Annotated in this window: 8 protein-coding genes; 7 read left to right on the top strand and 1 reads right to left on the bottom strand. The window is 53.4% G+C overall.

Going from position 1 to position 13,696, the window contains the following annotated elements:
- The first annotated feature begins 177 nt into the window (after positions 1-177).
- Positions 178-2,427 (top strand): peptidase G2 autoproteolytic cleavage domain-containing protein, encoded by a 2,250-nt coding sequence (locus I8J30_RS33940; RefSeq protein WP_338044831.1) that lies wholly within the window; start codon positions 178-180, stop codon positions 2,425-2,427.
- A 562-nt stretch (positions 2,428-2,989) separates the two neighbouring features.
- Here the strand turns inward: I8J30_RS33940 and I8J30_RS08115 are convergent.
- A complete protein-coding gene (locus tag I8J30_RS08115) occupies positions 2,990-3,970 on the bottom strand; it encodes an aldo/keto reductase (RefSeq protein ID WP_210657023.1) in 981 nt (326 codons plus the stop codon).
- Positions 3,971-4,205: 235 nt separating this feature from the next.
- Here I8J30_RS08115 and I8J30_RS08110 point away from each other — a divergent pair, with 235 nt between their 5' ends.
- The 6 genes from I8J30_RS08110 (at position 4,206) to I8J30_RS08085 (ending at position 13,618) form a co-directional block, all read left to right on the top strand.
- Positions 4,206-6,032, top strand: a complete 1,827-nt coding sequence (locus I8J30_RS08110) for a sensor histidine kinase (RefSeq protein WP_240547907.1) — start codon at positions 4,206-4,208, stop codon at positions 6,030-6,032.
- A 27-nt stretch (positions 6,033-6,059) separates the two neighbouring features.
- Positions 6,060-7,364, top strand: a complete 1,305-nt coding sequence (locus I8J30_RS08105; protein ID WP_210657021.1) for a response regulator — start codon at positions 6,060-6,062, stop codon at positions 7,362-7,364.
- Between the two features lie 140 nt (positions 7,365-7,504).
- Positions 7,505-8,377: a carbohydrate ABC transporter permease gene (locus I8J30_RS08100; RefSeq protein WP_210657019.1), complete on the top strand. Its 873-nt coding sequence runs from the start codon at positions 7,505-7,507 to the stop codon at positions 8,375-8,377.
- A gap of 1 nt (position 8,378) precedes the next feature.
- A complete protein-coding gene (locus tag I8J30_RS08095) occupies positions 8,379-9,251 on the top strand; it encodes a carbohydrate ABC transporter permease (RefSeq protein ID WP_210657017.1) in 873 nt (290 codons plus the stop codon).
- A gap of 130 nt (positions 9,252-9,381) precedes the next feature.
- Positions 9,382-10,848 (top strand): ABC transporter substrate-binding protein, encoded by a 1,467-nt coding sequence (locus tag I8J30_RS08090; RefSeq protein ID WP_210657580.1) that lies wholly within the window; start codon positions 9,382-9,384, stop codon positions 10,846-10,848.
- 67 nt (positions 10,849-10,915) lie between these two features.
- A complete protein-coding gene (locus tag I8J30_RS08085; protein WP_210657015.1) occupies positions 10,916-13,618 on the top strand; it encodes a discoidin domain-containing protein in 2,703 nt (900 codons plus the stop codon).
- The last annotated feature ends 78 nt before the right edge of the window (positions 13,619-13,696 follow it).

The following is a 13,696-nucleotide window of genomic DNA, read 5'->3' as shown; positions in this document are numbered from 1 at the left end:
AGGCATGGGGAGCTCGCCTCCTGATGGATTTGGTTATCGCTAAAGTATTCGCGCATTCGGAGATACATTCCTCCAATTGTCCAAGCTAGTTGGCGCATTCCACATAGATTAATAGATGAGAGGATTTTATCCATCTCGATGTTAAGTTGATTTTTCTATGGAAAAGGAGTGAATGCAGTGGCGGATTGTAATCAAAATCCTGTCGGTGAATGCTCGGAGGCGGAAGGTCGTGATACAACCGCGAACGGCATGGCTTCCCATGCTGAGGGGCTTCAAACAACCGCGAACGGGGATGCTTCGCATGCCGAAGGAAGCGGGACGACGGCAGGGGGAGGAGCTGCCCATGCGGAAGGCTATCAGACGCAAACGTTGGCGGATACCGCCCATGCGGAAGGAACGGCGACTTTTGCGAGCGGAGTTGCCTCTCATGCGGAAGGAAGCTCATCCGTAGCCAATGGAGATGCTGCCCATGCGGAGGGTTATCTGAGTGCAGCCAATGGTCTTGCTTCGCATGCGGAGGGGATATCATCGGTGTCGAATGGTTCCGCATCCTATGCCGGAGGCAGGGAAACCACTTCGAATGGTGCAGCTTCCCATACAGAAGGGTATCAAACGACGGCTAATGCGGATACCTCCCACGCGGAGGGTTACCAATCTACAACGGCCGGCGATGCTTCGCACGCCGAAGGCTATCAGACCTTAACGTCTGCGGCCGCGGCTCATGCGGAAGGGTCTCAGACTGTAGCCGGCGGCGGTTCATCGCACGCGGAGGGCAGCAATACGCAGGCGCTTGCTTTGAATTCGCACGCGGAAGGGGAAGGAAATACGGCAAGCGGTCGGGCTTCCCACGTAGAAGGCGGCGGCTTGGATCTGATAGGCAATCCTGCACCCAACCAAGCCATCGGATCTTCTTCGCATGCCGAAGGGATAGGTACTGAGGCAAGCGGAGACGGCTCCCATGCCGAAGGCGGAACGGTAGATTTCACGATTGCTCCCGGCCCTCGTGCGACGGCATCCTTTGCCCATGCGGAGGGACAAACCACTGTCGCGAGCGGAACGGCCGCTCATGCGGAAGGTTTCCAAACGCTCGCCAGCGGGCCCAGTGCGCATGCGGAAGGCGCGAACACGACTGCCGGAGGGAGCTTCTCCCATGCCGAAGGCATAGGAACAAGTGCAAGCGGCGTTTATTCGCATGCGGAAGGCGCGGATTCGATTGCGAGCGGTCAAGCCTCCCATGCCGAGGGAGAGAGCAATACAGCAAGCGGCCGAGCTTCTCATGCGGAAGGTGGCGCGGTGGATTCCCTTGGTAATTTTGCGCCAACCGTTGCATCGGGTGACAGCTCCCATGCCGAAGGGATAGGCACGATAGCGATCGGGTTTGCTGCCCATGCGGAAGGCGGCACGAACGATGTGATGGTTGCGCCCGGACCTAGGGCGATCGCTGCATTTTCACACGCCGAAGGTCAAACAACGACAGCTATCGGTACGGCTGCTCATGCGGAGGGCTTTCAGACGATTGCGAGCGGCCCGGGGACACATGCGGAAGGCGCAAATACCAGTGCGAGCGGGCCGTTCTCCCATGCAGAGGGAATCGGTACAAGCGCGAATGGCCCTTATTCGCATGCAGAAGGAGCCGATACGCTTGCAGGCGGTCAAGCATCGCACGCGGAAGGCTCCGCTACCAGAGCGTTTGCGGCGTCCTCTCATGCGGAAGGCGAAAACACGATTGTCGATATGGTTCATACCGGCGCTCACATTATGGGACAAAATGGGACAACCAGATTCCCGTTTTCCTGGCACTTGGCTAATGGACTGATGGTGGGGCCAACCTTGAACTCGGCCGTTATTGAAGGGCTGACCGGCAATTTGTACCTGGATGGCACAGTCAGCTCGCCGAATGCAGCCGATTATGCCGAAATGTTCGAAACGGCAGATGGGCTTGGGATCGACGTCGGCTATTTTGTTACGTTTGACGATCAGGCATGTGATAAAATCCGCCGAGCAAACGCTCTTGACGATTATATCCTGGGCGTAGTCAGTGCCCGTCCGGCCGTCTTAGCGGATTCCAGCGATTTGCGCTGGCACAAGCTGTTTGTCACGGATGAATGGGACCGCATTCAGTACCAGGAGGTGGATGTACCCGCAATGCTTGATGCTGCGGGCAATGTATTGCGACCAGCCGGCAGCAAGACGGAGCCGGTGCTGAACCCGGATTGGAACGATGCGCTCAACTATGTGCCGCGTTCGCAGCGTCCGGAGTGGGTAGCTGTCGGCGTGGTCGGCAAGCTGCTCGTTCGGGATGACGGCACATGCGTGCCGGGGGGCTACTGCATGCCTAATGACGAAGGCGCAGCAACAGCAGCCGCTGCGGGTTATCGCGTCATGAAGCGGACCGGCCCGAATCAGGTGCGGATATTTGTGAAATAAGGGATAGGGAGTCGAGTTAAGATGCCGAATAAAAGGAAGCTGTGCTTTGTACGCGGCTTCCTTTTGTTATTCTCGGTGGTTTATGGCGATTGGTACTAGGAATCGTGGCTAACTACGGTGGGTTAGAGGCTGAGAGTAGGAAAACCCGTCTCTCAGAGTAGAAATCCACGCGAAATAGAACCGAGAGACGGGAAATCCGTCTCTCAGTCCCTCGACAGTGGCTAACTACGGCGTGCTAGAGGCTGAAAGTTGGAAAAACCGTCTCTCAGAGTAGAAATGCACGCGAAAAAGAACCGAGAGACGGAAATCCCGTCTCTCAGTTCCTCGATAGTGGCTAACTATGGCGGGTTAGAGGCTGAGAGTAGTGCCATCATAAGCGGCTATTCCGCTTATAGATCCGCAACCCCGCCAAAATGGCACCATGCCGCGTGCATTCATCTCGCCATAAGCGTCTATCCCGCTTATAGCCCCCTCCCTTAACCTCCCCCCATACAAAAAAAGCCCGAGAAGAACCGAGCAGCACACTATCGTGCGGCTCCGTTCCTCTCGGGCATCCAATCGCTTAAGGCAAGTTCACGCCGCGCGAAGCGACGTACAGGCGGTACCAGTCTTCGCGCGAGAGGCGAAGGGTGGCCGCGTCTTTGCAGGCGCGGATGCGCTGCGGGTTGATCGTGCCGATGACCGGCTGAATGCCGGAGGGATGCGTCATCAACCATGCGAGCACGATGGACTCGCGTGTCGTGTTGTGTTTCTCGGCAAGCTGAGCCACGAGCGCAGCGGTTTGCACGACGCTTTCGCTTTGGCCTTCCAAGGAACCGCCGGAGTAGCGGCCTTGCGCAAGCGGTCCCCACGATTGCAGCTGAATGTTCTCCAGGCGGCTATGCTCCATCGTGCCTTCCGGGAACACGTTGTTGCGCCAAGCTTCTTGGTTCACGCTGACGGCGGTGTCGCAGAAGCCGATTTTGTGCAGGCTCATTTCGAGCTGGTTTACGATGAACGGTTCGTCGCTGTAAGCTTGCAGCAGACGAATTTGACCGTGGCTCATGTTGGACACGCCGAAGTGGCGGACTTTGCCGGATGCTTTCAGCGCATGGATCGCACTGGCTACATCTTCCGGCTCAACGAGCGGATCAGGACGGTGCAGCAGCAGAATATCGAGGTACTCCGTGCCCAAGCGCTCCAAGATGCCATCGACGCTGTCTAAAATATAATCAGACGAGAAATCAAAACGATGCGGATTACTTTCATCACCGAAGCGAATGCCGCATTTGGACTGAATAATGATCTCCTCGCGAAGCGAAGGACGCTCCTTCAGCAGCTGCGAGAATACGCGCTCTGCTTTGCCGGACGTATAAATGTCGGCATGGTCGAACATGTTGATACCAATCTCAAGCGCGGCATCGAGCGCTTCGTTGCCTTCTCGGTAATGCTCGGCTGTAATGGGGCTGTTGGCATTCCAATCGCCTCCAAGTCTCATGCATCCGAGTACGAGCTGGCTTGCGTTTATATTACGGCGTTGTAGCGGAATTAGCTTCTGTGTCATAGGATCCTCCAAAGTTTCATATGGAATGGTCAAGCTCCTGTTTCATTATGATGCAGCTACATGCAAAATAAAAGTAGTGAAAATATTGATACGTAATGATACAAGGTATATATAGTAATCAAAAGTATAGTGTTGATCTCGATAGATCTACACCTAACATCCATAAGAATAGCCATACGCGCGCGAGGCGCAACTTGTTATAGTACCAGTAACGCGAGAAGGAGAGACTGTTCCGATGGCCCATATGACGAACCCGCTCACACGGATGAACGTGAAGCAGCAAATTATTTTACTTTTTATTATCATGGTCAGTCCGATTCTACTGCTGCAGTGGTACGGGAACACGAGGGCGGAGCTTATTCTGAAGCGCCATGTGACCAATGCCTACGTGGAGCTGAACAAGCAGAACATGGCTCTCTTGAGCCGCGATATCGATACGGTCAATAAGATCACCACGACAATCATCCAAAATCCGCTCACCCAGCAGCTCGTCCCATCGTCGGGGGACACCGTGTTCGAACGAGTGCAGGAGTATTCGAAGCTCGATAAGCTCATCGCAGGTTATTCGATCAGCGTCAATGGCGGCGAAGCGGTCTACTACAGCCTCTACGTCTACGACCCGGAGGACTACTATTATTTTGCGCCGAAAATCCCCATGACGCAGACGGGGGTGTACTTCTTCTCCGATCGCGACAAGCCGGAATGGTTCGGCGAGGCCGTGAAGAAGAAGGGGGAGGGCTACATGAAGCTGATTCGCAACAACATCGGCTTCTCCACGCAGACGACGCTGGCCTACGTGCGCTCCGTCAACAACATCTCGAACGGCCACGGCGTCATCGGGGTATTGGTCGCAACGAAGATGGATAAGAAGATCGGAGAGTCGTTTCAGAGCGTGACGCTGCCCGATGGCGAGATTTATTTTACCGATTCCACCAATCGGGTGCTGACGGCGACCACGCCGGGCATGATCGGCACGACCTTGCAGCTCCCGCCCGAGGCGGCAGGAATCAAACGGGGGGAAGCCGATGGCATGAGCAACATCATTACGCCGGAATTTATCTACGTCATTAACGACAATCATCTGCTGCAGCAGAAGCTGGTTTATAAGATCCCGGTCAATTCCCTGCTCCAGCAGCAAAATGAACTCAAACGCGTCATCCAGCTCATTTCGATCGTGTATACCATCTTCGGCATTATCGTCATCCTTTATTTCTGGCGCTCGCTCATGACTCCGCTTCAGCGGCTGGCTTATTTTGTCCGCTCTTACGAGCCGGGCAAGCGGGTGCCGGAGACGCCGGGCAAAGGACGCAAAGACGAAGTCGGCGTTCTGATCTCCTCCTTATACGACATGGCACGGCGGCTCAATGTGCTGATTCATTACAAATACCAGATGGAGATCAAGGAGAAGGAGTCCCAGCTCCAGCTGTTATATCAACAGATCAACCCGCATCTCCTGTACAACACGCTCGAGAGTATTTATTGGAAGAGCACGCTGGAAGGCAACTCCGAATCCGCGGAAATGATCAAGGAGCTGTCCAAGCTGATGAAGATCAGCTTAAGCCGCGGACGCGAGCTCATCTCGCTTGAAGACGAGATGGAGCATGCCAAGGCGTACATCAGCCTGCAGCAGAAGCGGTACGAGTACGGCTTCCAAGTCATCTGGAACATCCCCGATGAGCTGCTTCACAACCTGATTCCGAAAATCACCTTGCAGCCGTTAATCGAGAATTCGATCATTCACGGCGTCCGCAATATGGGCGAGGACGGCGAAATCACGATCTCCGGCGCCTTGCTGGACCATGACAAAATCATTATCCGCGTCGAGGATAACGGCTATAAGAAAGTCGACTTCGAAGCGATCCATAGGCTGCTGAACGAAGAGAAAGGCGACCCGGCAATCGGATACGGCATCCGGAATTTGGATCAGCGCATTCGGCTTCATTTTGGCAAAGGCTTCGGAATTAGCTACGAGGAACGGGAAGAGCGGGGAACGCGCGTAGTCATCATACTGCCGCGCAGCCACGACGAGAGCGGCGATGCGGCTGCGGGACCGACTATATAAGCAAGAGCAAGGAGGGAACCACACGAGATGTATTCCATATTGGTTGTGGACGACGAACCGTTAATTTGTAAAGGACTGAGCAGTCTGCTCATGTCATCAGGTCTGGCCATATCCCAGCTGTACATTGCGCATAACGGGTACGAAGCGATGGATTATCTACGGCTGGAAGATATTGATTTGCTCGTAACCGATATCCAGATGGGCGAAATGAACGGCATCGAGCTGATGCATCAGGCTAAAATGATCAAGCCTTGGGTGCAGACGATCATCATCTCCGCCCACGAGACGTTTCAATACGCGCAGCTGGCCATTCGGCTCGGCGCGAAGGATTACCTCATTAAACCGCTGAACAGCGACCAGTTCCTCGACTCGGTTCGCAACGTACTGCTCCATACGAACAAAACAAGCCCTTCGCAGGATGAGCTGCTGGCAGGCTTTCGCGAGCAGTTCCACATGGAGCAGCCTTCGCCGAAACGGATGGAGCTGCTGAACAAGCTGCTCACGGATACGACGGAGTCCGAGGCGCTCGCAACCGCCGTACTCTTGAAGTATGAACACGCCACCGTTCTCACGGGGCCTTATTTCTCCGTGCTGCGGGTGAAGCTAAGCCGCTCGTCGGAGCTACTGCAGTATGCGGCGCTCAACATTGCAATGGAGCTGCTCGATCAAGCCTGGAATCCGGTTGCCTTCTATTCGCCGGAGGATGAGGTCAGCATTATCATTCAGTGGGACGACAAACGATTCGAGGATAGCGGCACATCCCGGATCAATCAGCTCGACATGCTGGGTCGCAGCTTGCAATTCAATATTACGAAGTATCTCGGAATGAGCTGCGTTATCGGTATCAGCCAAGTGTTAAGAGGCGTCGAATTCTTAAGCGAGCTCGGTGAACAGGCGGAGAAGGCGATTAGATGGAACCATGATCAGAAGGATCTGAGTGTCTTCTATTATGGCGACTTCAACTGGAGCCGTTATGGCGCGAAGCAGGATCCGACGGTTGAGGAGCTGGATGCGCAGAACAACATCATTGTGGATAAAGCGAAGAATTATATCGATGAGCACTATGCCCAGAAGGGGCTTACGTTACATGAGGTGGCGCAGAAGAATCATGTCAGCCCGAATTACCTCAGCTATCTGTTCAAGAAGAACACCGGCCACAATTTATGGGAATATGTCATTAAGCTGCGCATGGAAGAGAGCCGGAAGCTGATCCTCACGACGGATCTTCGCAGGTACGAGATTGCGGAGCGGGTGGGCTATGAGTCGCCGGAGCATTTCAGCAAAATTTTTAAAAAATATTTCGGCGTCAGCCCAACCGAGCTGAAGAAGTAATATCGCCTATGATCCCCATAGAACTGCACATGTTCAGCCATGATCCGCTTCTCTAGAATAAAAGTAGGCAAGTAGAAACGGCGTGCTTCCCGGCGGGGGCTGCCGTTTCTTCAAGGCTACAACATGAAAGAGGGGACCATATGGGAACGTCCGCGCGGTTTAAAAAACATATTTGGGGTTATTTGTTCATCGTACCGGCAGCTGTCATCTTTATTCTGTTCTTATGGATGCCGATCGTGAAAGGATTCGTGTACAGCTTCTATCAAGTCGATTTCGTCAAAGGCAATACGTTTGTCGGCCTCGATAATTTCCGGACCGTGCTTCATGATCAAGATGTATGGACAGCGGTCAAGAATACGCTGTATTATATGCTGCTCTGCCTATTGATCGGCTTCTGGGTACCGATTGTGTTCTCGATCGCAATATCGGAGCTTAAACGGTTTCAGGGTTTCGTGCGCGTTGCGGCGTATTTGCCGAACGTCATTCCGGTTGTGGTCTTGTACGGGCTATGGCGCTGGATGTACGATCCGGTAGGCCCGATCAACGCGACGATTGCGCAAGCCGGTTTTGAGCCGATTTCCTTCATGACCGATACGAAATGGTCGATGATATCACTCGTCTTCATGGAGACGTGGCAGCAATTCGGTGCGGCCATGCTGATTTATCTCGCGGCGGTGCTTAGCATTCCGCGCGATCTCTATGAGGCGGCCGAGATCGACGGTGCCGGCGTATGGAACCGAATTCGGCATATTACGCTGCCTTTCATTCGCAATCTGGTCATTCTCCTGCTTATTTTGCAGCTTATCGCGACCTCTCAAGGCTTCCAGTCGCAGTTCGCCATGCTTGACGGCGGACCGAACAACGCAACGCTGACCTATGCGCTGCTCATCGTCAAATACGCCTTCACAAGGCTCGATTACGGTGCGGCATCCGCGCTTGGCGTGCTCATGTTCCTCGTGCTCGGCGGACTTGCCGTCCTCCAGCACCGACTTTCCAGCAGAGAGGTGAACTAAGATGAAGAGCTATGACCGCGGTATACTATCCCGCTATGATTTGCAGAAAACATCCAACAAGCTGGTATATGGCTTTATGCTGCTCGTCATCGCGGCAATGGTCTGCTCCATGCTTTATCCGATATTGGTTACGCTGCTGAACAGCTTTAAATCCAATGTGGAGGTCAACTCGTTCCCGCCGCATTTTATTCCTCAGACCTGGCAGGCGGATACGTACTCCAAAGGATGGAACTACATTCAGCTGCCGCTTTTCTTCCGGAATACGATGATTATCTTCGGCGGCAATATGTTTATCACGGTTCTTGTGCTCGGCTTGGCTTCCTTTAGCTTGTCGAGGCTCAATATTCCGTACAACAGGGCGATTAACTTCTTCTTTCTTGCGGCCTTGTTCATCCCGCCTACGACGTATATCATCCCGAACTTCGTCAACCTGAAGGATTTGGGCTTGCTCAATACGTTCCAAGCGTTCTGGCTGCCGGCCGGAGCGAATGCTTTCTTCCTGCTGCTGCTCAAGAACTTCTTCGATGGCATCAGCCATGAGCTGTTCGAAGCTGGCCGCATCGACGGGGCATCGGATTTCAGACTGTTTGTATCGATTGCGATTCCGCTGTCGGTGCCGATCTTCTCGACGCTTGCGATCTTCGTCTTCTCTACGGCATGGAACGACTGGTTCTGGCCATCGCTCGTGATGCATACCGACCAGAAACGTCCGCTCGCCACGGCGATCTACAATTACGTCATTAACGTGCGCAGACTGGATACGAACGTGAAATTTGCGATGCTGACGATGGTCATGCTGCCGCCGATTGCCGTGTTCCTGATTTTCCAACGGTTTATTATTCGCGGACTTCATATGGGCGGAGTCAAAGGATAGAAAGGATTCCATCGTAATCGTAGACCTGCACATGATCGACATAGGAATACACATTCTGCTTTCCCGGCGCCTCTATTATGATGAGCGTGTAAGGTAAATAAACGCGAGAAGGGGATAAAATATGCGTAAGATGCGTAAGGTTTCATTCATTCTGGCCAGCATGTTTCTAATGACAGGCGTCCTGTCGGCATGCGGAAGCTCGAACGACAACAACACCAGCGAGAACACCGGAAAGACGAACAATGCGGCCTCATCGAATACGAGCACGAACACAGCGGCAAACACGGGCGATAACGCAGCTGCGGAAGAAACGCCTGCTGCTAAAGTAACCATCAGCATTTATTATCCGACACCGGATTTGGTGGAGAAGCGAGCGCTAGAAGACGACAAAATCAAACGTTTCACAGAGAAATATCCGAACGTTGAGATCGTGAAGAGCGAATGGCAGTACAACCCGAATGAAATCGGGATCAAGATGGGCGCGAACGAAGCGCCGACATTGTTCAATACTTACGCAACAGAAGGTAAATTCCTTGCTGAGCGCGGCTGGGCAGCTGATATTACGGAGCTGTTCAACAACTATGAGTTCAAAGACCAAATGAACCCGATTCTGCAAAATCAATTCATTATCGGCGATAAAGTGTACGGGATTGCGCAGCAAGGTTACGTAACCGGCACAGTCGTGAATAAGAAAATGCTGACGGACAAAGGCGTTGCGGTTCCCTCCTTCGACTGGACTTGGGACGACATGCTGAATACGGCGAAAGCGGTTGCGGAGCCGAAGAAAGGCATTTCCGGCATCGCTCCAATGGGGAAAGGCAATGAAGCAGGCTGGAACTGGACCAACTTCCTGTTCGAAGCAGGCGGCGAAATTCAAACGGTTGACGGCGGCAAAGTAACGGCAGCCTTCAATTCCGAAGCAGGTCTTAAAGCGCTTGAGTTCTACCACAAGCTGGCTTGGGAAGCCAGCGCAATTCCGAAGGATTTCGCGCTTGGCTGGGGCGACGCGGTAGGCGCATTCGCGCAAGGCAGAACGGCCATGGTTATCGCAGGTCCGGACGGCCCGGTTGACCAAGGCTTGAACCAAGGCGGCATGAAACCGGAAGACATCCTTGTGTACCCCATGCCTGCAGCGGAGAAAGGCGGCAAGCACACTGGCGTACTCGGCGGCGACTTCCTTGTCATCAATCCGAATGCTTCCAAAGAAGAGCAAGAAATGGCGTTCAACTACGCAACGTTCGACTACTTCTCCGATAAAGGCTTGGAGTCCGTTGAAGAAAGCATCAAACAACGGAAAACGGACAACAAATTCTTCATTCCGCCGGTTATCCAGTACTACAACGATAACTCGGAATACGGCCAGAAGGTAAAAGCGGTTTACGACAAATACGACAACGTATATCAATACAGCCCGGAAATCATGAGCTTGCTTGACGGTAAACCGGAAGCACAATTCAATACGCAAGATTACTACGCAGCCATGACGAATGTCGTGCAAGAAGTCTTCTCGAAGAAAGACGTCGACATGAAAGCAGAGCTGGATGCGGCCGCGAAAAACATGCAAGAAAAGTTCTACAACACAATCAAGGTTGAATAGGTCCCGTTCGATGCAGGCCTGGAAACCGGAATCCCGAACGAGACTCTTCCTCGCAGCAGCGCTACTTATGGTAGCGCTGCTGTCCCTTATCTCCCTCCGAAAAGATCTGTTTACCTCACGCCCGGTAAGCTTCAAGGAAACAGCCGGCTTGCTGGTGCTTGCCAATGACAGCTATGAAATCGGTTTTCAGCGGGAAACCGGCGGAATCGCCTACATCAAGGACATGAGCACAGGCAGCAAGGTCATGCAAGGCAACCGCAAAGGAGCGTTGTGGTGGGCTTTTCTGAAAGACAATTCATCGATCAACAGCTTAGGTGCAGCGAAGTTTGACTATGAGTGGAAGAGCGGACGTTCCGAGCTGCTGCTGCATTATGGCGGCAAGCTTGCAGTGGATGTGTCGGCAACCTTCGACGAGAGCAATCGCATCGCGCTTCGCGCCGAGGTGCAGAACGGCACGAACGACACGCTGCAGTCGTTTCGGTTTCCCTATGAGCTGAAATTCGCGGCGGATGATGTGGTTGACGGACTGCTTCCGATGCTGCCGGGGGTCAAGCTGAAGCCTTCTTTCTTTACGGATAACAATGCTTATGAAGGGCAATATCCCGGCGTTATGTTTGCTTCGTATACGGCGCTGCGCACAGCCGGCGGCAATGTCGCGCTATATGATTTGAACGCGGATGCGGGTGGCAAGCCGGTCGTGACGACAGAGCTTGGATTCAAGAATCAGACGGATGATGCCGGCAAGAGTGCCTTCGTGCATCAATATAACGTTTGGACGGAATCGGGAGCGAGCTGGCAAAGTCCAACCGCGGTGCTTGAAATCGGCGGAGATTATCCCGACTCCATCGCAAGCTATCGCACGCTTAACGGGATAGACCGGTATCAATCGCTGGATGACAAACTCGGCAGCGCTAAGGCGCACACCGCTGAGCTTCCGCTCTTGAAGCTGGATATTGCGGCATTGGGCAAAGAAAAGTGGAGCACGCTGACGAGCAGCTATGTGGATGCTTTGCCGTACAACGGCATGCTGCATCTCGTAGGCTTTCAGAGCGGCGGTCATGACGAGAACTATCCGGATTTCTTGCCTGCCGATCCGAAGTGGGGCGGCGAGGATGCTCTTGAAGCTTTCATTGCGGATGCGAAAGCCAAAGGCAATCAAGTTGTGCCGTATACGAACTTTTCTTGGTGGGGCGTGCATTCTCCGACGCTGGCGGCATTGCCCGAAAGCGTGAAGCTGGATGACATCGTTGTGGAGCAGGCGAATGGTACGCTGCTTAAAGAAGATTACGGCGAACACAGCGGCTATGTGATGAACATACATCATCCCTTCGTGACGAAGCGGATTGCAGAGGAACATCAGAAGCTGATTGATGCAGGCGTGGATGGGATTTTCGAGGATCAGTGGGGGATTCGGAATGCTCCATTCGCGGCCGGAGGCTTACGCCCTGCGGATACTGACTCCTGGTCAGCCTATTTCGAAGGAGTTCGGCAATATTTTGCCTCCTCCAAGCATCGCATGTATACCGAAGACGGCATTGATGTGCTCGCGGGTAACAGCATCGGATTTATGGGAACGAACTACTTGTGGGATTTGCTTGGCTACCGGAAAAATACCGCTTCTTACACCGACTACTATCCGCTTGCCGGCATGCTGCTGCGCGATAAGGTGCTGCTCTATCAGCATGACCTTGCTGCGGAGACGATGACGGACAATAAGGATATGCTCCGCTGGAATGCGGCGATGGGCTATAACTTAAGCGGCGATTTGTATACCGGAACGACGAATCCATGGATTGGTCTGATCGGCGTATTCCAGAAGTATGTGCTCGCGGACTATGCCGATGCTCTCGTTCAGCGCTATGATGCGGTCGATGCGACCACGACGAGGACCGATTTCGGGACGCATATCGTGACGGCAAACTGGGATTCCGAGAAGCCTTATGCGATGGATGAGCAGACGACGCTCACGGCGGGCGGGTTCGATATTGCCTCGGTGTCCGGAGAAGTACGGGCAGGAAGCTATGCGAGATATAATGGTTTCGAGCTTGATCCGGGCGAGCATTATTTGGCCGAGATTCGGGATAAGAAGGATATTCGCGTCTATCAGCCAATCGGTGCCGATACAACGCTGCGGATTAAGCCGATGAAAGGCTGGACGCATGCTCATGCCGCTGCTTACGAAGCAGATGGCACGAAGATCGCCGATTTGCCTGTAGCTGAAGAGGGAGAGTGGCTGATGGTTGACTTCATTGCCGACATGGGCGGCAAGAAAACAGCTTATGTCTCGCTTACCCCTTCGGATAATGCGAGTCCGGTTAAGGATCCGCCGTTCAAGAAGGTGAGGGTGCTCGAGAATCTTGCGCAGGGGCATGAGCTTCAGTCGAGTACGAACACGAATACGGAGCTGACCGCGAAGCTGGCAGGAGACGGCGATCCATTCACGTATTGGGAAAGCGTCTCGAACAAATTTCCGCAATCCCTGTCCGTTGATCTGGGCGACACGGAGCAGATCAAGCGAATCGTATTGAAGCTGCCGCCGCTTGATGCGTGGGCAGCGCGCGATCAGTCCATTGCGGTGCAAGGCAGCGAAGACGGTGAGCACTATACCGATATTAAAGCGCTGAGCACATATACCTTCGATCCTGCAAAGGAGAACACGGTTGAAATTACGACGGATCTCGTGAGCGCTCGTTACGTGAAGCTCATCGTAGAGGGCAATACGGGCTGGCCGGCGGCACAAATTTCCGAATTTGAAGTGTATGGACCGTGAAATCGTCAGATATCGTCACAAAAACGCATGCTTTTACAGATGCGTTTCTTCTTTTTCCTGTTATAATAAGAGATAAGA

This window comes from Paenibacillus lignilyticus, from assembly GCF_017942085.1.
GTDB lineage: Bacteria > Bacillota > Bacilli > Paenibacillales > Paenibacillaceae > Paenibacillus_Z > Paenibacillus_Z lignilyticus.
This window is presented reverse-complemented; position numbering and strand designations above follow the sequence as displayed.